Consider the following 19,369-nt stretch of genomic DNA (forward strand, 5'->3'; position numbering starts at 1 on the left):
TTCATCCCTCCACAATTAATAAATCTGATTACATACATCTTTCAACTGCAATTGTTCAATAGATGTTTGCTCTAAATAATCTTCACTGTAATACATTACTGAATCGCCATATCGCTTAAAGTATTTAAATTTCTTTTTAGAATCATGTTGATACAGTTGATATAACTCGGCTATGATTGTCGGGTCTGTATCAACATCTAATAATCCCAAAGTTTCAACTTTATCTTTTAAAGAGACCACTTTCATCCCTCCACAATGCATATTCTTAATAACAAGCCACTAATCATCTAGTTATGAATAATAATCTTCCCTTTCTCCTGCTGCCCTTTGGTCAAGATTATACTCATTAATTGCATCTTCAATTTCTCTTTTCATTCGCAAGGCTTGTTCTTCATATTCAGTACCTTTAATTAATTCGAGAAACTGTTCAATTGGTTTTATAATTATTTCTTCATCCATTTGAATCACCTTCCTTTAGGCATAATAAAAAGCCACACCTTGTTAGATGTGACTCTGTAGTGTTGACGATTTCGCAAACGTCTATTTAGTTGGAAGACTATTGATGTAAAGTAAATCCAATTACTCTACATTTACACTATATAATATTTAAAAAGCATTTAAAACGACAACTTTACGACACGACTATAACTGTAACCGCAATCCATCTGTACCGAAAAAAAGCACGGACATAGCATAAACTGCCTCTTTCAAGTCTCTTTGCGCTGTACGTTCATGTACATTATGCAGCTTCGCAATTTCAGCATAAGTCTTTCTTTCGTCATTTATATAAAAATGCAATAGCGTTTCATACCTTCGCACCGCTTCTGCTCCCAAGTGTTTGCAATCCATTTCATAAACTTTAATCATATTATCAATGAACCGCATCATAGCAAGTGTACGAGCTTCACTTCTTTTTATGGACTCCAGCGTAAGGTATTCTTTATCAGGCGTAATTATTTCCTCTTGCTCCCCATCTTCTAAGTTCATGCTTTCTTTCATTTCGTTACAGTACACTTTTAAATGACGGTAATTCTTTAACAATATTCTTGTATTAAAAAGTCGTCTGTCTTGTTTTTTAGTTTTCTCTTCTTGTTGAAGCTCATTAAACTTCGCAATGGCTACCTCTGCTATTGCTGTTATTTGATCTTGTGCAATACCACTCATTAGCACACCCCCAATTATTATTTCTCTTTCCTCAATAAATGACTTTTTTTATGAGGCGTTGAGGTTTCCTATCAATTACTTGGCTTTTGATTTTCGGTCTATCAAAGTTCAATTTATATAACAGTCTCTTTTTTCTACTCTCCTTTTCTATTCTTTCTAAATCTAGATGACGATTTATCACCCATTCTTTTAACTCGTTCCAAAATTTCATAGCATTATCTACAATGACACCTACCGCTTTTGCAAAAATTCTTAAACCTTCTTTAAATTCTTCTACATCCACACAAGCATGTATAGATGCTTCACGAATCTGATTTTCGTACTTTACTAATGTTTTTTCAAATGCTTGTTCATTCATCACTAACCTCTCCTTTTCAAATTCTTCATATCGTGCTATTAACTACTCGTCCTCTGATTCTTCGTAAACATTTACTTCTAAATCAAATTCCGGATTTTCAACTTCTAATTTATCAGCAATAATTTCCTCAACTTGACTAATAGGTCGTAACTGCCCATCGTAATAAATTTCACTTTCTTTTAAATTCCCGCATCCAGCTAATATAGCTGTAATAATTGTAATTAGTAAAATGAATGATTTTTGTTTTTTCATTGCTTATACTTCCCCTTTTTATGTTCTTATTTATCCCTAATAATGTTTACTAATAAATTCAGAATCTAAAAACCCTACTATCCCAATACCATAAATTTTTACCGAATATAGTTCTTTGCCGATTCTATGGTCATATCCATAAAATTCGACAATTATTGCCGTTTCAGCAATTGAGTAATCTTGCAATTCACTACAAATCATTTCATGAAGCAATTTAATATTCTCGACTCCAACCTCTGTCTTTAGACTTTCTTCAAGCGAACCTCTATGAAATCTAAAATTAGGTATAATAATCACTCCTACTTATTTTCTTTCAAAGTGTTTAGTAATTAATTTTTCAAATAACCGATTTCTTTTGCATAGTTAATAATTTCTTGTTGAATTTCATCACTATGCCCCCAGTCACCGCTATACAATCCTCCGTAACCATGTTTGCCATTACTGGATTTACCAGTACGTATAAACTGACTGAAATCACAAACTAGCGACCACAAAGTTCCACCATGTGAAAACCCTTGATGTGTAAATCCGCCGTACGCATAAACTTCCTTACTCGTGTAAGCATCCACAAAGTACACTCTCTCATTTTTAAGCTTCATATATGCTGTTTGTGGATTCGCTGTTACTCTATTTCTTTCACAAAAGAAAAACTTGCGACCTCGTTCAGAAATAAAATTAATTAAGTTATTAATAGCTTCTAAACGTTCTTTCTTGTCCATCTATTTCATCCTCCCTACACACTTTACTCAAATGCTGTTCAGTAGGCTTTTCCACCATGTTTATATGAACGACCTTTATTACGCTCCATTTTCTTAATAATCGCTTGTTCCAGATTAATATTTCTTGAACCGCATAAATCAAAAATACGGATACATACATCGGCTAATTCTTCTGTGAAATTTTCTGTATCTCCCTTACGATCCGCTTCTAGTGCTTCGCTTACTTCACTGTGTATTAATGCTAACAATGTACCCGTTTCTCTTGGTTGATCGTGCCAACCTTTAGAAACTGCCGTTTCATAGGCTTGTTTACATAAATCATTAATTCCACTTGCACTACTTGTTTCAATTTCTATACAATTCTCTGGCTCTAAAACTAAACCACCTTTAAAAGCATTGTAATGATCTGCATAACCTTCACTTAATGCTAATGCGAGAATACAAAACGTTTCTTTATCACCGTAATTATTAATAGTTTTACTTGGAACACCTACAGCATTTAACTTTTTATGATTTTCTACATTATTTTTAACTAGCAAATAAGCACTTTCCCCACCCTCTTGTTCAATAACCTCTAAACTGTTTAAAACGTCTAAAATTGCTTGTTTATCAATTGATTGCATACTTGTTACCTCCGAATTTTTATTTGTTTGTTTTTGAATGAAATCTTCAAAGTGTTCAGTAAGTCATTTTATAAAATTCACCATTTACAATCCCATCTTTAACTGTTTTCGCTACCTCTGATAACGTTTTTCTCATGTCTTGTTCGCTCATTTTTTCATGATGAATAGTTAAATGGGCAATTTCTTTTACTGCTTTCTTATATTCATCATGAGCCAATACAAGGCCAACTGACACACTTGTTGGTGCTGGACGAGTACGACAACCGCAATTGTGATTACTTGGTGACTTTTCAGTTATTGGATTTCTACAGTAATGACACTTAAATTTTTTAGCCATTACCTTCACCCCCCTTGTATAATGTCTTTCTATAATTTAGTAAAAATATTGCAATTGTCAGCTGATAACCCTATAAAAATTTGATATTTTAACCGTGATAGTAATTTTCTTCTTCATCATCGAATAAGCAATTTACTGCTTTCCATGCTGTTATTTCTTCTTGCTCAATAAGCTTTTGTTCTTCTCTTTGAAAAGCTACCTCACGTGCATTTTCAATTAATGGTATAAATTCACCGTGATAATCCATCTCTATAAAGTCATCCCCATAACCCTTATACGGATTATCTACACCTGTTAATTCTGTCAAAAACGCAAATTCATCATAAGTTATTACAACACGATTGAAGTGCCTACCACATACAGATGAGCTTATAATCTCTGCATTTTGATGTATCGCTTCAATGTTCATTTTTTGGACTCCTTTACTGAATATAATCTTCCAATTAATTAATAAACGCTGTCGTTACTCATTGCATTCAAGCTTTTCTTTGATGGTGCTTGCAACCTTGCTTCTGCTCTACCACGAGCATTTAAAAAAGACTCATATCCTAAAATGATTTTCGTGCCAATCACATAGTCAATCTGCTTTTCTGGAAAATCATTTGTTGCCTTATTTAAAGCTTCTTGTAACTGTTCTGCGCTCATATCTTTTGTTTCAATTACTTGATAATGCCTAAATGATTCTTCCATAATGGTTTTTCCTCCTGTAAATACTTTTTGAGAATTTTCATCATCCAAAGTATTTAAATTGACATTATATAAATTACATACACGCTTTAAAATTTCTAAAGATGGATTAGTTTTATTGTTTTCGTAGTTATTGTACATCTGTGGGGAAACACCCATTTTTTCAGCAGTATACTTTTGCGTCCAGCCTTTACTCTCCCTTAGAACTTTCATTTTATCCCCAATAGCCATTTCCATTCTCCCTTTCTATTGGACATATTCTTTCGATTAAAGATTAGACATATCATTTTTTAGCCACTCTTCATTTTTCCCATCATCATATCCATAATCTGTCACTGTGCCTTGTGTACCTTCTTGACACCATTTATCGCATGTGTCATCTACTTTAACTGTATTGTTGTATTCACCTGTTACAAAGCAACCAAAAGCAAAGTGTCCGCAAGTCCAGCAAACTTTTTCACACATAATATTCACACCACTCCTACACAATATCTTTTAAGTAAATTCTTTGTAGATGGCATCTATAATTCGATTGATTTCCTTTTTTAATTCTGTTTTACGAACTTTTTCTTTACGGATAAGAGATAACAACATAGTTGCAAAGGCATAATAAAACGTGTCTATTTTCAATGTGCCACCTGCTTTACATTTCCTTTCAAACACGAATATTTTTATTTTTTAGGTTCTTTACCTTCATCTAGCTCACCATATTCATCCTTTAAATCCATATCAAAACGTTTACAGATCGCTTTAATACCTTGGGCAATGAAATATTGCTTATTTGCAGAAACTTTTTGTTCGTTTGCTTTTTCAAGACAACCGCATAACATTTCGATGAACTCGTCATTCTCACTTAAAATATCTTCTTTTTCTCGAATCGCCTCATCATATTTATCTGCCTTTTCCTTAATAGATTGGAAACTCTCGTAGTTAATCGTTACAGAAGCGTTTTTCATTTTCTGTCACTATCCTTTCTGTACATTTTTTTATGCACTAGGTCACTTAAAAGAGTGTTTTTCTACATTCTTCCTCTTTACCTGAAATCAGATTTTCACTCTTTCCTATTCGTTTATCACATTGAATGCAATAAGCTATTTTTCCTCCACTATGTTTTAAATGGCTATACATTTCCATTTGATCTTCTGCATAATCTCCATTTTCATTAAAGTAGACTACAGTTGAACCCCTTACCGTTTCCTTTACATAAAAGCCACCTTTATAATTGCAATGAGGGCAAGTTATTTTATTCAATATCCTTTCTCCTTTTTGCGCAATATCTTTTCAATATTCATTCATCAGCATTACGAATTAAATGCGGCTGCACTCTTGATTTAGGTACACGTAGTAAAGTTACTAATCCGAAATCATGCAATGCATCTTCGCCTTTAATCGCATCCTCTGGAATCCATACCTCTAATTTGATACGATGATACCCTTTGTGTTTACCTGTTTTACTTGGTGCGTGTACTGAAAAGTTTCCAGACGGTGGTGCTAAAACTAGCATACTGTCAGGCGAACTTTCTTTAATTTGCCCTGCTACCTTTTTCACTGATTCTTCTGTCATGTCGAAAATTACGCTTTGCATTTTATTAGCCCCCTATATTTTTACGTATTCTCTTTTTAAGTACATTTGATTACGTTCGTCTAAATGAATAACATTGTTTTTTGAAGTAATTAAAACTTCATAATTTTGCATTTTTAAAATGTTTGCTTCTGAAATTATCGTGTTTATTTGCATTGCTGAAATGACTTTTAAAGTAGTTTTTTCGTAAGTAATAACAGTTTGTAACACGCTTTCACCTCCCTGCGACGTTTATGCCGATACCTCCAATCAATAAATCACTACTTTTAATTTCCCTTCTTTCGCCTTTTTTTGCTGTATTGCCAAAAACTTCATAATCGCTTCTTGCTCTGTTGTAGCAGGCTCAATTAATTTCAATTCAGCAAAGTATTTCGTCGCACTTTTATAACAGCGTTTTATTTGATAGATGCCCCACTGACCATTTAAACAATCAACTACACGTAACTGATGTTCTTCTGGCGCTAATGCAATCTTTACTCCTAACATTTTCTCTACTTGACGTACCTGCTCATATTGCTCTTTAGATACAACCATTTTCATGTACATTCATCCTCCCAAACCCTTTTGTTGTCCTAAAACAAATGGCAAATCATCCAACGATGAAATATTGATTGATTTCAATTCCTCGGAATTTTTCACTGCTTCTTTGATACAACCACGATAAAGACCGCTTCCAGAAAACCATTTATCTTTTGCAATTGTTTTGTTGCATTCTTCATGTAGATGAAACTGTATATGTTTTTCATCTTCTTTAGCGGAAACATAAACTGCACTTTTGCCTTTTTCGATTTCTTCTACGCACCCGTAACATTCATGCTTCTTTCTTGTTGTGACCATTTGTTTTTTTCTTATCTCCAGCATCAATACTCCTCCTCATCAACGTGTCTTCTATCCTCTACTTGTTTTCTATTAGACTTTGAAAATGAAAAAGATTTAGGTAAACCGTACTTCTGACGCACTTCTTCACGACTCATTTGATGTTCAACACGACAATGAGCTTTTGTTATGATAATTCCGAAGTGTTTACATCCCTCTACAGGGCATTTGATGTATTCACCATGTTTAGCATTCCAATAAGGTTCAGTCATCAAGAAGCACCCCCTACCGCTTCCAAGTAATGGACTGTATATATTCCTGATTTAATTCGAGTACAGTGATCTCGGAAAAATTGAAGTGGAATTGATTTAGCACCGCCATTATTTTGAGCTGTCCAAGCAGTTTCTAATTGTTCAAATTTGAGATAATAAATCTCTGGTTCGTTTTTACCTTCAATCCTAAAGCAAACTAATAAAAACGCTTTTGCCCCCATGTAATGCCATGAACGAAGTAACCTATATTGATTGTCAGTTAAATTGTTCAATGGGAATCTTTTTTGTTTTGTTTCCTTAGCATCAAAGATAATAGCTTGCCCTCGGTAAATACCGCTATAATCTACCCATGTAGCACTTTCTAATTTTCCATCCACCTTATTCCCAGTGACTTTTAATATTTTCACAGGCGAAGGTACTTTGCGGATATCTGCAAAATTGTTATTGCGGTATTGATTATTTGTCATATCAATTAAATTTTCGAAAAGTTGCCCTCTATTGGCATGGCTTCTTGAATATTGTCGTTTCTGTGTTCTCATTCTGTTTATGCCCCCTTATAAATTTGCATTTTTACGCAATCCACTCTAGCTCCTGTGCATCAAAGAGTATGGATTCATCCCCGATACGAACTAACACGGAATGACCATCTACTTTCTGGACAACTCCCTTTTTACCTATCACATAACCAAAATAATGTTTGCGATATTCATAGATTTCAGGATTATTCTTTACTTCAATGACTTTCACCGTCTCATGCACTCTAAAAAATGCACGAGACGATTGTGAATAATCATCAAACAGACTTAACTGGCGTAAGCTACTTTCCAACCGCTTCTCCTCCTTTCGAAATTGCTTTTATCTAATTTTTTTAATGCTCATAATCACGTAATCTTCGGGGATGTCATTTTCTCCCCCTTCTTGCAGGTAAATGATTCTAACCTCTACAAATCTGCCAGTGTACAAGATTGTTTCAGGATTAAATTCATTAATTTTCAATTTATCGCCCACTCGAAAACTCTGATTATTGAAACCACACATAAAAGTTTTCAAGCCTTGCAATATCGCCTCAAACTGTTCAGGATAGCTATCTAGTTCATGCGTCATCGGCTTTTCTTTTTGCTCTGACTCAATGATTTCCCGTCGCTTTTCTTTTGCTACGGACGGCGTTAGCGGTTTACCCTCTCTGTATTCTTGGGCAACCTCTTTTTGCGTTTCTTCTGGCAACCTCGACATTTCATAGGCAGCAGTGATATTTATTTCCCCTTCACTAAATGCTTCTTTTAGTTCAGGAGCTAATTTTTTGTTAATGCTGTCCATCCGTTGCACTTGGGACGATGACACGCCCATAAGTTGCGCTACAATCTCGCGTTTGCGCCCCTTTAGTTGATTACCACTATTTTGTAACTCTTGTAACAGTTCATGTAATCGTGCTGCCTGTTTTGTTTTTTCAGCATCTGTTAACACACGAGTGGTTGAGTTTGCTAGTATGAGTTGTAATTCTGCTTGGATGTCGTCTGTCGATTTAACAATTTTGCAAGGCGCTTTTTCGAAATCTTTGTTTCCCTCATTGCGTAGCTCTTGCATAGCCTTTAAGCGTCTATGACCGCTAATTAGCTCGTATGCCCCATCATCTTTTATACGCACCACTAAGTTTTGTTGAAGTCCCAATAGTTCAATACTCGATTTAAGCTCTGAAACATCATCCACACTGTAGTTATTTTTTGGCGATGGCAGTATGTTATCCAATGGTATGTGCTCAATCTTAAATGCCACAATTTGCTTCTTTGATTCCGTGTTCATAAGCTGTGATAGATTGAATTTCGACATTTACTCCGCTCCTTTCTTTGAAAATGTGCCCGAAACTAACACAATTCTAGATATTCTTTTACTAGCGCTATATAATCCACACAAGCTGTTGACCGCTTCGCATATTCTAATAACGGCTTTCCAACGAACGTCATTTCATCTACTTTTACAGTCTTTCTAATACGTGTTGAAAACATTGGATAACCCTGCTTTTCTAATAATTCAGCCCCTTGTTGATTCACATTGTTACGCTGATACATTGTGACAAAGCATCCAGCAAAACGAATATCATTATTGAACTCACTTACATCTTCAATCTGCTCTATGATTTGTTCTAATCCATCAAAACTAAATTGATCTATTTTAATGGGCACTAACACATCGTCAGATGCTACTAATGCATTCACCACTGTCATATTAATATCTGGTGCATTATCAATAATCACGTAGTCATAGCGCTCTTTTACAGACTCTAGCTTGTTACGAAGTCGTGTTTGCTGTGGACGTGATACATCCATCAAGATTTCCTTATTAGCACGTAGCAAATTCATATTGGCGGTGATAATATCTAGCCCCTCATAATTAGTTTGCTGAATAACGTTATCCACATCTAAATCCCTGATTGTTAATAACTCTGATAATCCACACTTGCTTTCAGGATCATATAGCCCGAAAAATTTAGATGTGTTGCCCTGCTTGTCGTTATCAATGAGTAATACACGCTTCCCATGCAATTTCACTAGCGTATAAGCTATATTGATAGCTGAAACTGTTTTAGATACCCCGCCTTTTAGATTAATAATGCTGATTACTCTCATATATCTAGTCTCCTTTTTGTTTGTACTGGATTATCAATTCGTATCATCTCTACGTAAATATAGACACCCGAAACAAAAGGACTATACTTCACTTTGATTTCATTAAATTGATAACCAGGATACATTTTTTCAAATATTTCATGAGCAGTATTTTGTTCCAGCGCAATACGTTCTGCACGTTTTCTCGTTACTTTGCTATCAGCTACAGTAATTGTTGGTTGTTTTAAATTGCGTGAAGGTGTATAGCGCTTTGTGCTGTCTTTGCGCTGTTGCTTCATCATGTATTTAGCAATTCCTTTTAATCCACTTTCATTCGGTTGCAACTGTCGCGAATTAGCACGCCCCTTAGCCCATAATTCCTCTGCTATAGTGCGATTGTTGAAATTCATGATGATGTGGGCATGTACCCTTACCTTTTTCCCTTCTGCATCAGCAAACTCTATAACATAGATGTATTTAAGCTCTCCTAATCCCATCTTTTGCATATAACGTTTGATACGACGTATATAATTTGTTACATCTTTTTTTGCTTGCTCGTAACTTTCAGGCAAATTAAAATTGTCATACGTAAGATGCATAAAAATATCTTCAGAAGTGAAGTTTCTATTCACTAATCTTATAAAGTGCTTTACAGCATTTTTCATATTCAAATTCTTTTGCGCCATTCTACTTCTGCCATCTTGCTTCTTTTTTCCGCGCTCCCACTTACCCATATCAGAACGAATAGGATAGATTTCACATTCAAGTATATTTCCGCTCTTAATTGTCTTTCTGCGACATTTAACTATATTCTTATCCCGTAATCTTTCTATACGATCCTCTGTTGTGTCTTCATCTATTGTGAATATGTCTTCATAGTCTTCAATGTCAATTCGTTTATTTAGCGCATTAAACGGTGCACTCTTCATGTTTCTATCCTCCAATCAATAATCTACAGCCCCTAGTATGTTTGTTAGATTTACTCCACTTGTACTTCTGTGTGGTCGTAAATTTAATACTCCATACAAGGACGCTAATTGACTGTTTGCCATGAAGGTTGCTATACTAGCAATAAGGAGTTTGGCAATAGTCAAACGAGCCGTTTTAACTGTTCAGAGTTGATACGGCTTTTTTTATTGGTCTTTATAAAAGCCCTTGTGACTTCCCACAAAGGCTTTTCTTTTTTGTCGTGCTTTTTTTCAATTAGGAAGCTTGTTTATGGTGCTGGAATAGTTCGAGATCGACCTGTTTCTCGATGAATAATCAACCATCTATCAGCTTCCTTTTTACTTATAAGCCAGTTATTAGGATTCAAACGAAAACTTGCTATATAGTTTTTTTGCTGTCTTGTTAAATTGCGACCTTGTTTCACAAAATTTCCCCCTTTTTTATTTGTTGAGTGTACTAGACACACATTCCGCTTCTTGATATAATGTCGATAAGATAAATTTCCTAGGTTTAAAGTGCTGTTTAGTCGCTCCAACGATTAAGCAGTTTTTTTATGTCATAGACTCTGATTTGCACTAAAATGCACAACCTCTCCGATTTTCCCTTGCTTTTTTAATTGATTAGCAATATCAAATAATTTGTTTCGACGCTGTTCTTTTAAATGATCTTCTAAAGTCTTCGTATAATCGACTCTATCTGTCAGAACGTCTATCCGCTCTTTCACTAAATCGAAATCACCTTTCCGAAAATGTAAATTAATAGCTGTTATCATATCTCTGCAACAAGCACTTTCCTTCGAATGCTCCAATTCCAAAGCATCTATTCCACCTGTACATATAGTTTTTTTGTTAACAAAATCTACGAACACTAGATTTTTCAAAGCTTGTCCGTATGCTGTTTGCAATTCACCTAACATCGTTTTCCCTCCACTTCTTTTTAATTATTTAAACCAATGCTAAAAAAGCGACGTTGCATATATAAGCGCATAATCATTTTGTTGAAATTCATTAAGCGATATAAACGATTGAGTAAACGAGGATCAGCAATATCCATCGCTTTATACTTTTTGTACTTAACCTCGTAAAATGTTTGGTGCTTTTGGATTTTTTCCTCCAAGACTATCATTTCGTCCACCTCTCTCACCTCACTTACATGTGTTTTGACGTTGCTACCGTCATATCAGCTATAAGTCAGAATAGTTATACCGTCATCGGCTCGGTATCACAGCGCTCTATTGAGTTTTTTATGTATGTGAAATTTCTTATGATGTTCTTTATGTAATGACTTCACATCAAGCAGCTTGTAAATTCTCTACTTTAGAGGACTAGGCTAACCAACCCTTACTATTACAAACTGCTTGACATGAGCGAGCATTGCACTCGCAAATGTCTTTTTGCTTTTTGTACAATATGCATTTATTTACTTCCAAAAATTTTATTGAAATTATTATCTAGAAATTTCGTCATCTGGCAGGCATGAAACATCCACTTCTCTCCAACGCTTTTAGGATAATAAACAAATCCACCATTTTCAGAATCTAGTATTTTACGAAACTTCGATGGGTAAAGAATATTCTCTTTAATCCAATCCTGTTTCTTATTAACGCGCTCCTCTAAATTTTTCATAGTCCAGTAGACTCCACTTAACTCTTGGCGCTGTAATTCTTCCAACTCAACTTTATTAATTAGTACATATCCATCTGGTATTGGCACTGTTAAATTTACCTGTAACTGTTGTTGCATTTCTTATCACCTCGTTTGAATTAAGATACACTTTTAGAATTTTCCTTTTCTCTACTTTTTTTAGAAAATACTAAACCTGCCACGTTTCCTGCTACATAACTTAATTCTTTGTCATCAAGTAGATGTAACTTAGCAACTAACTTTGTCATTTTTTCAATACGATCTAATTTCATATTATTAGTTTCCATCTTCTCACCCCCACACCAAATTAGCTTGTGAGATAAAAATAACATATATATTTTTAGCTTGCAAGCTATAAGTATATATTTTTTTGGCTTGTAAGCTAAAAACTTATAATGTAATATCTTATTTAGGAAGGTGGTGATTATTATGTCTCTAGGAAAAAGGCTTAAAGATATTCGAAAACAACTTGATTTGAACCAAACTGAATTTGCAAATAAACTTGGCAGCACACTAGGTGCTCTTTCGAAATACGAAACTGACAAAGTAGTACCTAATGATGTTTTCATACACCATTTATGTAAATTATTCAGTATCAACGAAGTTTGGTTGAAGACAGGTGAAGGTGATATGTACATAGCTATCACTGAAGAAGATAGATTCGCAGAATTATTAGGAGAATTACTTGTAACAGAAAACGAACAGATAAAAGATATAATAACAAAATCCATAGAATTAGATGATAGAGACTTAGATTTCGTCTATCAACTTGTCAATAGATTATTAGAGGATAAAAAAACAGTAAAAAAGTAGCTCTTTTTAGAAGCTACTTTTTTTAATGGCGGCTTTTACTAAGTGATACAAAAGACGTATTAATCTTTTATCATCTTGATTTTCAATTAATTCAATTAACTTTTTTTTCATATGTACCACCTCTTAGATTAATTGTATAAGAACTAAAGTTCTGTTCTTAATGAAGAATTATGTAAAATTATACATGGTATTACTTACAACATTCGACATTTTTGTTGTTATTTAAATTATATATGCATAGTTCTTTTTTTCATAAAAATATCGTTAGACGGGCTTCGACATATGAAGAAATGATTTCCTCATCATACAATTTCTCCGACTAAAAGAAAAAAATAAATGTCGTTTCTTGTTGAATTTTAGATTTTTTTGTAAAAAGTTATTTTATTCCATAATGCATTAATATATATTAATTTTGCTATAATCAAAGAAATTTAGAATTGGAGGGTTATTAATGGCTAGTTACACTAAACGTGGAAAAGCGTGGCAATACTGTTTTTACCACAACCAAAAGCAATATCGGAAAGGTGGTTTTAAAACCAAAAAAGAAGCTCAAATAGCTGCTTCCGAAGCCGAGTCTGCTTTGAACAAAGGTATTAAGCCTATTACAGAATCAATTACTTTTGCTGACTACTTCGAGACTTGGTACAAGCGTTACAAGATGAATATCGTTACCAAAAGTACACTGACTCATTATGAATATACACTTGAGGCAATTAAAATATATTTTGAAGAAACACTAATGAAAGACATTACACGTCATGACTATCAAGATTTTTTAAATAATTATGGATCAACTCGTTCTAAAGAAACTGTTGAAAAAGTACACTCCCATATCAAAGCTTGTGTATATGATGCTGTTGAAGAAAACGTTATCCGAATTGAGTTCACTCGTAAAGCTGTTTTGACAGGTTCTGTACCAGCTAAAAAGGATAGTGAAAAACATTTGAATTTTGCCGAAAGCGAATTATTGCTGAAAGAATTATACAAACGACTAGAACGCGGATTAGGATATTACCTTTTGTTGCTTGGTCTAACTTCTGGGCTACGCTTCGGAGAATTGGTTGGATTAACACGCAAAGACTTTGATTTCGAAAATAACACTTTGAACATTGATAAAACTTGGGGTTACTTAAGTAAAATGCAAGAAGGTTTTGGTCCCACTAAAAACCCCCAATCTGTTCGTAAAATAAAAATGGATGCAGAGACAATGAAAGCCTTCGAAAGGTTATTTGATAAATTACCGACAAATATCCACCGATTAGTTTTCTTTAGTGCTCAATCAAAATATAAAGTAATTGCAAATGGAACCGCAAATAAACTGCTACGAAACACTTTGCAAGATTTAGGTATAACAAACACTATTACGGTACATGGACTACGACATACACATGCCAGCGTATCACTCTATAAAAAATCATCAATTTATTATGTATCCGAAAGATTAGGACATGGGGATATACAAACTACTATGAGGGACTATGCCCATGTTATAAAAGAGCTGCGTGAAGAAGATGAGAAAAACACAATCAGTATTTTCGAGAAGATGGCACAATAAATACTTGTGCATTTCTTGTGCATAAAAATTTCAAAACGAAGTCTTCCGTAACCCACCTCAAAAACATAAAAAAAGCCCGAAACCATTGATTTATCAAGGTTTCAAGCTTTTTTCTCAAACTCAAATTTTAGCGTATCCGAGCTTACTGATACCGGTGGTCGGGGTCGAACCGACACTCCAAAGGAACACGATTTTGAGTCGTGCGCGTCTGCCAATTCCGCCACACCGGCATAATACTTTAGAGATAAAAAAAATCGGAGTATCCGATTAAGAAAAAAATATGGAGGCGGCAACCGGATTTGAACCGGTGATAAAGGTGTTGCAGACCTGTGCCTTACCACTTGGCTATGCCGCCATATTATTGGAGCGGAAGACGAGGTTCGAACTCGCGACCCCCACCTTGGCAAGGTGGTGTTCTACCACTGAACTACTTCCGCATAAATGGCTGGGGTACTAGGATTCGAACCTAGGCATGACGGAATCAAAATCCGTTGCCTTACCGCTTGGCTATACCCCAACAATGGGGCGACTGATGGGAATCGAACCCACGAATGCCGGAACCACAATCCGGTGCGTTAACCACTTCGCCACAATCGCCATTGCTTTATAGTTGTATTTTAATTTTATAGTAAATGGGGCGACTGATGGGAATCGAACCCACGAATGCCGGAACCACAATCCGGTGCGTTAACCACTTCGCCACAATCGCCATAAAATTAATTGGCAGGGGCAGTAGGAATCGAACCCACACCAAAGGTTTTGGAGACCTCTATTCTACCGTTGAACTATGCCCCTATAAAAAAACTGGTGGAGGGGGACGGATTCGAACCGCCGAACCCTAAGGAGCGGATTTACAGTCCGCCGCGTTTAGCCACTTCGCTACCCCTCCGGGAAAACATGGTGCCGGCTATAGGAATCGAACCCACGACCTACTGATTACAAGTCAGTTGCTCTACCTGCTGAGCTAAACCGGCAAAAAAACATGATGGGTCAGGACGGAATCGAACCGCCGACACTTAGAGCTTCAATCTAATGCTCTACCAACTGAGCTACTGACCCATATTTATTATTTTAAAAATGGCGGTCCCGACCGGGATCGAACCGGCGATCTCCTGCGTGACAGGCAGGCATGTTAACCGCTACACCACGGGACCATTTTTGGTTGCGGAGACAGGATTTGAACCTGTGACCTTCGGGTTATGAGCCCGACGAGCTACCACTGCTCCACCCCGCGATAATACTATTTTGATTTTTTTTAAAAATGGTGGAGGATGACGGGCTCGAACCGCCGACCCTCTGCTTGTAAGGCAGATGCTCTCCCAGCTGAGCTAATCCTCCATCTGGGTATTCGTTATAAATGGTGACCCCTACGGGATTCGAACCCGTGTTACCGCCGTGAAAGGGCGGTGTCTTAACCGCTTGACCTAGGGGCCTTTATGATTGAAATCCTAAAGTGCTGGCGGAGAGTAAGGGATTTGAACCCTTGAGACAGTGTTAACCGCCTACACGATTTCCAATCGTGCTCCTTCGGCCACTCGGACAACTCTCCAAGAATGGCTCCGAAGGCAGGACTCGAACCTGCGACAACCTGATTAACAGTCAGGTGCTACTACCAACTGAGCTACTTCGGAATAATTTTAGTATGTATAGCCTAGCGACGTCCTACTCTCACAGGGGGAAGCCCCCAACTACCATCGGCGCTAAAGAGCTTAACTTCCGTGTTCGGTATGGGAACGGGTGTGACCTCTTTGCCATCATCACTAGACTATTTGAAAGACATTACCTATTATAACATATATCATTATAATTACAAGTATTTAAGAAATACTTTTTTATTCTTTCAAAACTGGATAAACGGTTCATTGAATGTTTCAAACTTTTTGGTTAAGTCCTCGATCGATTAGTATTCGTCAGCTCCATGTGTCACCACACTTCCACCTCGAACCTATCTACCTCATCGTCTTTGAGGGATCTTACTTACTTGCGTAATGGGAAATCTCATCTTGAGGGGGGCTTCATGCTTAGATGCTTTCAGCACTTATCCCGTCCACACATAGCTACCCAGCGATGCCTTTGGCAAGACAACTGGTACACCAGCGGTGTGTCCATCCCGGTCCTCTCGTACTAAGGACAGCTCCTCTCAAATTTCCTACGCCCACGACGGATAGGGACCGAACTGTCTCACGACGTTCTGAACCCAGCTCGCGTACCGCTTTAATGGGCGAACAGCCCAACCCTTGGGACCGACTACAGCCCCAGGATGCGATGAGCCGACATCGAGGTGCCAAACCTCCCCGTCGATGTGGACTCTTGGGGAGATAAGCCTGTTATCCCCGGGGTAGCTTTTATCCGTTGAGCGATACTCTTCCATGCGGAACCACCGGATCACTAAGCCCGTCTTTCGACCCTGCTCGACTTGTAGGTCTCGCAGTCAAGCTCCCTTGTGCCTTTACACTCTACGAATGATTTCCAACCATTCTGAGGGAACCTTTGGGCGCCTCCGTTACCTTTTAGGAGGCGACCGCCCCAGTCAAACTGTCCGCCTGACACTGTCTCCTGCCCCGCTAAGGGGCATGGGTTAGAATTTCAATACAACCAGGGTAGTATCCCACCGACGCCTCCTTCGAAGCTGGCGCTCCGAGATCTCTGGCTCCTACCTATCCTGTACAAGTTGTACCAAAATTCAATATCAGGCTACAGTAAAGCTCCACGGGGTCTTTCCGTCCTGTCGCGGGTAACCTGCATCTTCACAGGTACTATAATTTCACCGAGTCTCTCGTTGAGACAGTGCCCAGATCGTTACGCCTTTCGTGCGGGTCGGAACTTACCCGACAAGGAATTTCGCTACCTTAGGACCGTTATAGTTACGCCGCCGTTTACTGGGGCTTCAATTCGCAGCTTCGCTTGCGCTAACCACTCCTCTTAACCTTCCAGCACCGGGCAGGCGTCAGCCCCTATACGTCACCTTACGGTTTTGCAGAGACCTGTGTTTTTGCTAAACAGTCGCCTGGGCCTATTCACTGCGGCTCTCATGCGCTTGCACGCTCAAGAGCACCCCTTCTCCCGAAGTTACGGGGTCATTTTGCCGAGTTCCTTAACGAGAGTTCTCTCGCACACCTTAGGATTCTCTCCTCGACTACCTGTGTCGGTTTGCGGTACGGGCACCTCTCACCTCGATAGAGGCTTTTCTTGGCAGTGTGAAATCAGGAACTTCGTCCATACGGACTCGCCATCACAGCTCAACGTTACAGTGTGCGGATTTGCCTACACACACGCCTTACTGCTTGGACGCGCACAACCAACGGCGCGCTTACCCTATCCTACTGCGTCCCCCATTTCTCAAACGGTGAGGAGGTGGTACAGGAATATCAACCTGTTGTCCATCGCCTACGCCTATCTACTCGGCTTAGGTCCCGACTAACCCTGAGCGGACGAGCCTTCCTCAGGAAACCTTAGTCATACGGTGGACGGGATTCTCACCCGTCTTTCGCTACTCATACCGGCATTCTCACTTCTAAGCGCTCCACCAGTCCTTCCGGTCTGACTTCAACGCACTTAGAACGCTCTCCTACCACTGACATCGTAGATGTCAATCCACAGCTTCGGTGAATCGTTTAGCCCCGATACATTTTCGGCGCAGCGTCACTCGACCAGTGAGCTATTACGCACTCTTTAAATGATGGCTGCTTCTAAGCCAACATCCTGGTTGTCTGTGCAACGCCACATCCTTTTCCACTTAACGATTACTTTGGGACCTTAGCTGGTGGTCTGGGCTGTTTCCTTTTGACTACGGATCTTATCACTCGCAGTCTGACTCCCGTGTATAAATATCTGGCATTCGGAGTTTGTCTGAATTCGGTAAACCGGGATGCCCCTAGTCCAAACAGTGCTCTACCTCCAGTATTCTCATCACGAGGCTAGCCCTAAAGCTATTTCGGAGAGAACCAGCTATCTCCAAGTTCGATTGGAATTTCTCCGCTACCCACACCTCATCCCCGCACTTTTCAACGTGCGTGGGTTCGGCCTCCAGTAAGTGTTACCTCACCTTCACCCTGGACATGGGTAGATCACCTGGTTTCGGGTCTACGACCACGTACTAATTCGCCCTATTCAGACTCGCTTTCGCTGCGGCTCCGCCTTCTAAAGCTTAACCTCGCACGTAATCGTAACTCGCCGGTTCATTCTACAAAAGGCACGCTATCACCCATTAACGGGCTCTAACTACTTGTAGGCACACGGTTTCAGGATCTCTTTCACTCCCCTTCCGGGGTGCTTTTCACCTTTCCCTCACGGTACTGGTTCACTATCGGTCACTAGGTAGTATTTAGCCTTGGGAGATGGTCCTCCCGGATTCCGACGGAATTTCACGTGTTCCGCCGTACTCAGGATCCACTCTGGAGGGAACGAACTTTCGACTACAGGGCTTTTACCTGCTCTGGCGGACCTTTCCAAGTCGCTTCATCTAACTCATTCCTTTGTAACTCCGTATAGAGTGTCCTACAACCCCAAGAGGCAAGCCTCTTGGTTTGGGCTCTTCCCGTTTCGCTCGCCGCTACTCAGGGAATCGATTTTTCTTTCTCTTCCTCCAGGTACTTAGATGTTTCAGTTCCCTGGGTCTGCCTTCAAGACGCTATGTATTCACGTCAAGATACTACGCGATTAAACGTAGTGGGTTCCCCATTCGGAAATCTCCGGATCAAAGCTCACTTACAGCTCCCCGAAGCATATCGGTGTTAGTGCCGTCCTTCTTCGGCTCCTAGTGCCAAGGCATTCGCCGTGCGCCCTTAATAACTTAACCTGCAGCTTCCGATATACATCGTAATCCAGCGTCAGCTTCATTCGTTCGGTCAGTCACGTACAGAGGTACGCTCCTCTCACTCAATCGCTTCTTTGTCTTACTCGTATCTCGAAACCTTCATTTGTTATTAAGCCTATAAAAAACTTAAAAATAAATGTGTTTGTTACAATTTCAATGTCGTTTTATCCAGTTTTCAAAG

General features: G+C 38.3%; 31 protein-coding genes, 16 tRNA genes and 2 rRNA genes. 2 read left to right on the forward strand and 47 right to left on the reverse strand.

Going from position 1 to position 19,369, the window contains the following annotated elements; translation table 11 throughout:
* Positions 1-15: 15 nt before the first annotated feature.
* From LO754_RS19860 to LO754_RS19995, 29 genes are all read right to left on the reverse strand, one after another.
* Positions 16-240, reverse strand: coding sequence for a hydrolase (locus tag LO754_RS19860; RefSeq protein WP_231785116.1), 225 nt, complete (start codon positions 238-240; stop codon positions 16-18).
* Between the two features lie 51 nt (positions 241-291).
* On the reverse strand, positions 292-459 hold the full coding sequence (locus LO754_RS19865; protein ID WP_231785117.1) for a hypothetical protein: 168 nt from the start codon (positions 457-459) through the stop codon (positions 292-294).
* Positions 460-642: 183 nt separating this feature from the next.
* The gene (locus LO754_RS19870; RefSeq protein ID WP_231785118.1) at positions 643-1,164 is read right to left on the reverse strand and encodes a hypothetical protein; all 522 of its coding nucleotides are present in this window, start codon (positions 1,162-1,164) and stop codon (positions 643-645) included.
* A gap of 31 nt (positions 1,165-1,195) precedes the next feature.
* Complete coding sequence (locus LO754_RS19875; RefSeq protein ID WP_231785119.1) at positions 1,196-1,522, reverse strand: hypothetical protein; 327 nt, start codon at positions 1,520-1,522, stop codon at positions 1,196-1,198.
* 42 nt (positions 1,523-1,564) lie between these two features.
* The gene (locus tag LO754_RS19880) at positions 1,565-1,774 is read right to left on the reverse strand and encodes a hypothetical protein (protein ID WP_231785120.1); all 210 of its coding nucleotides are present in this window, start codon (positions 1,772-1,774) and stop codon (positions 1,565-1,567) included.
* Positions 1,775-2,103: 329 nt separating this feature from the next.
* Complete coding sequence (locus LO754_RS19885) at positions 2,104-2,493, reverse strand: hypothetical protein (RefSeq protein WP_231785121.1); 390 nt, start codon at positions 2,491-2,493, stop codon at positions 2,104-2,106.
* 38 nt (positions 2,494-2,531) lie between these two features.
* The gene (locus tag LO754_RS19890) at positions 2,532-3,116 is read right to left on the reverse strand and encodes a MazG nucleotide pyrophosphohydrolase domain-containing protein (protein WP_231785122.1); all 585 of its coding nucleotides are present in this window, start codon (positions 3,114-3,116) and stop codon (positions 2,532-2,534) included.
* A gap of 55 nt (positions 3,117-3,171) precedes the next feature.
* Entirely contained in the window at positions 3,172-3,453 is a 282-nt protein-coding gene (locus tag LO754_RS19895; RefSeq protein ID WP_231785123.1) for a hypothetical protein, read from the reverse strand.
* 88 nt (positions 3,454-3,541) lie between these two features.
* The gene (locus LO754_RS19900; protein ID WP_025220574.1) at positions 3,542-3,862 is read right to left on the reverse strand and encodes a hypothetical protein; all 321 of its coding nucleotides are present in this window, start codon (positions 3,860-3,862) and stop codon (positions 3,542-3,544) included.
* A 38-nt stretch (positions 3,863-3,900) separates the two neighbouring features.
* Positions 3,901-4,371, reverse strand: coding sequence for a helix-turn-helix domain-containing protein (locus tag LO754_RS19905; RefSeq protein ID WP_231785124.1), 471 nt, complete (start codon positions 4,369-4,371; stop codon positions 3,901-3,903).
* Between the two features lie 36 nt (positions 4,372-4,407).
* On the reverse strand, positions 4,408-4,605 hold the full coding sequence (locus LO754_RS19910; protein ID WP_231785125.1) for a hypothetical protein: 198 nt from the start codon (positions 4,603-4,605) through the stop codon (positions 4,408-4,410).
* A 30-nt stretch (positions 4,606-4,635) separates the two neighbouring features.
* Positions 4,636-4,770 (reverse strand): hypothetical protein, encoded by a 135-nt coding sequence (locus LO754_RS23545; protein WP_255702588.1) that lies wholly within the window; start codon positions 4,768-4,770, stop codon positions 4,636-4,638.
* A 41-nt stretch (positions 4,771-4,811) separates the two neighbouring features.
* Positions 4,812-5,096 carry a hypothetical protein gene (locus LO754_RS19915; RefSeq protein ID WP_231785126.1) on the reverse strand — a complete coding sequence of 95 codons (285 nt, stop codon included), beginning with the start codon at positions 5,094-5,096 and terminating at the stop codon, positions 4,812-4,814.
* Positions 5,097-5,142: 46 nt separating this feature from the next.
* Positions 5,143-5,391 (reverse strand): hypothetical protein, encoded by a 249-nt coding sequence (locus LO754_RS19920; protein ID WP_231785127.1) that lies wholly within the window; start codon positions 5,389-5,391, stop codon positions 5,143-5,145.
* A gap of 37 nt (positions 5,392-5,428) precedes the next feature.
* On the reverse strand, positions 5,429-5,725 hold the full coding sequence (locus LO754_RS19925) for a hypothetical protein (RefSeq protein ID WP_231785128.1): 297 nt from the start codon (positions 5,723-5,725) through the stop codon (positions 5,429-5,431).
* Positions 5,726-5,737: 12 nt separating this feature from the next.
* Positions 5,738-5,932, reverse strand: a complete 195-nt coding sequence (locus tag LO754_RS19930; protein ID WP_231785129.1) for a hypothetical protein — start codon at positions 5,930-5,932, stop codon at positions 5,738-5,740.
* Between the two features lie 39 nt (positions 5,933-5,971).
* A complete protein-coding gene (locus LO754_RS19935) occupies positions 5,972-6,262 on the reverse strand; it encodes a hypothetical protein (protein ID WP_231785130.1) in 291 nt (96 codons plus the stop codon).
* A 6-nt stretch (positions 6,263-6,268) separates the two neighbouring features.
* On the reverse strand, positions 6,269-6,583 hold the full coding sequence (locus LO754_RS19940) for a hypothetical protein (RefSeq protein ID WP_231785131.1): 315 nt from the start codon (positions 6,581-6,583) through the stop codon (positions 6,269-6,271).
* Positions 6,583-6,810: a hypothetical protein gene (locus LO754_RS19945; protein ID WP_231785132.1), complete on the reverse strand. Its 228-nt coding sequence runs from the start codon at positions 6,808-6,810 to the stop codon at positions 6,583-6,585. Before LO754_RS19945 ends, LO754_RS19940 begins: the two co-directional genes overlap by 1 nt.
* Complete coding sequence (locus tag LO754_RS19950) at positions 6,810-7,349, reverse strand: Holliday junction resolvase RecU (protein ID WP_231785133.1); 540 nt, start codon at positions 7,347-7,349, stop codon at positions 6,810-6,812. Before LO754_RS19950 ends, LO754_RS19945 begins: the two co-directional genes overlap by 1 nt.
* A gap of 31 nt (positions 7,350-7,380) precedes the next feature.
* Complete coding sequence (locus LO754_RS19955) at positions 7,381-7,638, reverse strand: hypothetical protein (RefSeq protein ID WP_231785134.1); 258 nt, start codon at positions 7,636-7,638, stop codon at positions 7,381-7,383.
* A gap of 27 nt (positions 7,639-7,665) precedes the next feature.
* Positions 7,666-8,637: a DUF3850 domain-containing protein gene (locus LO754_RS19960; RefSeq protein WP_231785135.1), complete on the reverse strand. Its 972-nt coding sequence runs from the start codon at positions 8,635-8,637 to the stop codon at positions 7,666-7,668.
* A gap of 35 nt (positions 8,638-8,672) precedes the next feature.
* Positions 8,673-9,434, reverse strand: coding sequence for a ParA family protein (locus tag LO754_RS19965; protein WP_231785136.1), 762 nt, complete (start codon positions 9,432-9,434; stop codon positions 8,673-8,675).
* Complete coding sequence (locus tag LO754_RS19970; RefSeq protein WP_231785137.1) at positions 9,431-10,342, reverse strand: rolling circle replication-associated protein; 912 nt, start codon at positions 10,340-10,342, stop codon at positions 9,431-9,433. Before LO754_RS19970 ends, LO754_RS19965 begins: the two co-directional genes overlap by 4 nt.
* A 287-nt stretch (positions 10,343-10,629) precedes the next feature.
* Positions 10,630-10,785 (reverse strand): DUF6906 family protein, encoded by a 156-nt coding sequence (locus LO754_RS19975; RefSeq protein ID WP_231785138.1) that lies wholly within the window; start codon positions 10,783-10,785, stop codon positions 10,630-10,632.
* A gap of 132 nt (positions 10,786-10,917) precedes the next feature.
* Positions 10,918-11,277, reverse strand: coding sequence for a hypothetical protein (locus LO754_RS19980; RefSeq protein WP_231785139.1), 360 nt, complete (start codon positions 11,275-11,277; stop codon positions 10,918-10,920).
* A 20-nt stretch (positions 11,278-11,297) separates the two neighbouring features.
* Positions 11,298-11,495: a hypothetical protein gene (locus tag LO754_RS19985; RefSeq protein ID WP_231785140.1), complete on the reverse strand. Its 198-nt coding sequence runs from the start codon at positions 11,493-11,495 to the stop codon at positions 11,298-11,300.
* A 281-nt stretch (positions 11,496-11,776) separates the two neighbouring features.
* Positions 11,777-12,103 (reverse strand): DUF771 domain-containing protein, encoded by a 327-nt coding sequence (locus tag LO754_RS19990; protein WP_231785141.1) that lies wholly within the window; start codon positions 12,101-12,103, stop codon positions 11,777-11,779.
* Positions 12,104-12,123: 20 nt separating this feature from the next.
* Complete coding sequence (locus LO754_RS19995; protein WP_231785142.1) at positions 12,124-12,291, reverse strand: hypothetical protein; 168 nt, start codon at positions 12,289-12,291, stop codon at positions 12,124-12,126.
* 142 nt (positions 12,292-12,433) lie between these two features.
* On the opposite strand from LO754_RS19995, the gene LO754_RS20000 reads away from it, so the two are divergent.
* Both LO754_RS20000 and LO754_RS20005 read left to right on the forward strand, forming a co-directional pair.
* On the forward strand, positions 12,434-12,817 hold the full coding sequence (locus LO754_RS20000) for a helix-turn-helix transcriptional regulator (RefSeq protein WP_231785143.1): 384 nt from the start codon (positions 12,434-12,436) through the stop codon (positions 12,815-12,817).
* A 451-nt stretch (positions 12,818-13,268) separates the two neighbouring features.
* A complete protein-coding gene (locus LO754_RS20005; protein WP_231785144.1) occupies positions 13,269-14,372 on the forward strand; it encodes a tyrosine-type recombinase/integrase in 1,104 nt (367 codons plus the stop codon).
* A gap of 149 nt (positions 14,373-14,521) precedes the next feature.
* Here the strand turns inward: LO754_RS20005 and LO754_RS20010 are convergent.
* From LO754_RS20010 to LO754_RS20095, 18 genes are all read right to left on the reverse strand, one after another.
* Positions 14,522-14,602 (reverse strand) — tRNA-Leu (locus tag LO754_RS20010).
* Between the two features lie 51 nt (positions 14,603-14,653).
* Positions 14,654-14,727: transfer RNA gene (locus LO754_RS20015), tRNA-Cys, on the reverse strand.
* A gap of 7 nt (positions 14,728-14,734) precedes the next feature.
* A tRNA-Gly gene (locus LO754_RS20020) sits at positions 14,735-14,809 on the reverse strand.
* Positions 14,810-14,814: 5 nt separating this feature from the next.
* Positions 14,815-14,889, reverse strand: a tRNA-Gln gene (locus LO754_RS20025).
* Between the two features lie 4 nt (positions 14,890-14,893).
* Positions 14,894-14,969, reverse strand: a tRNA-His gene (locus LO754_RS20030).
* 36 nt (positions 14,970-15,005) lie between these two features.
* Positions 15,006-15,081: transfer RNA gene (locus LO754_RS20035), tRNA-His, on the reverse strand.
* A gap of 12 nt (positions 15,082-15,093) precedes the next feature.
* Positions 15,094-15,167, reverse strand: a tRNA-Trp gene (locus LO754_RS20040).
* A 10-nt stretch (positions 15,168-15,177) separates the two neighbouring features.
* Positions 15,178-15,261 (reverse strand) — tRNA-Tyr (locus tag LO754_RS20045).
* Between the two features lie 9 nt (positions 15,262-15,270).
* Positions 15,271-15,346 (reverse strand) — tRNA-Thr (locus tag LO754_RS20050).
* A gap of 12 nt (positions 15,347-15,358) precedes the next feature.
* Positions 15,359-15,431, reverse strand: a tRNA-Phe gene (locus tag LO754_RS20055).
* Between the two features lie 19 nt (positions 15,432-15,450).
* Positions 15,451-15,526 (reverse strand) — tRNA-Asp (locus LO754_RS20060).
* A 5-nt stretch (positions 15,527-15,531) separates the two neighbouring features.
* Positions 15,532-15,606: transfer RNA gene (locus tag LO754_RS20065), tRNA-Met, on the reverse strand.
* Between the two features lie 28 nt (positions 15,607-15,634).
* Positions 15,635-15,710 (reverse strand) — tRNA-Val (locus tag LO754_RS20070).
* Positions 15,711-15,730: 20 nt separating this feature from the next.
* A tRNA-Glu gene (locus LO754_RS20075) sits at positions 15,731-15,805 on the reverse strand.
* Positions 15,806-15,829: 24 nt separating this feature from the next.
* Positions 15,830-15,921, reverse strand: a tRNA-Ser gene (locus tag LO754_RS20080).
* A gap of 5 nt (positions 15,922-15,926) precedes the next feature.
* Positions 15,927-16,003: transfer RNA gene (locus LO754_RS20085), tRNA-Asn, on the reverse strand.
* Positions 16,004-16,021: 18 nt separating this feature from the next.
* A 5S ribosomal RNA gene (rrf, locus tag LO754_RS20090) occupies positions 16,022-16,137 on the reverse strand.
* Positions 16,138-16,252: 115 nt separating this feature from the next.
* Positions 16,253-19,170, reverse strand: a 23S ribosomal RNA gene (locus LO754_RS20095).
* Positions 19,171-19,369: the final 199 nt, after the last annotated feature.

This window comes from Lysinibacillus sp. GJ-1, assembly GCF_021166035.1.
In the GTDB taxonomy this organism is placed as follows: Bacteria; Bacillota; Bacilli; order Bacillales_A; family Planococcaceae; genus Lysinibacillus; species Lysinibacillus sphaericus.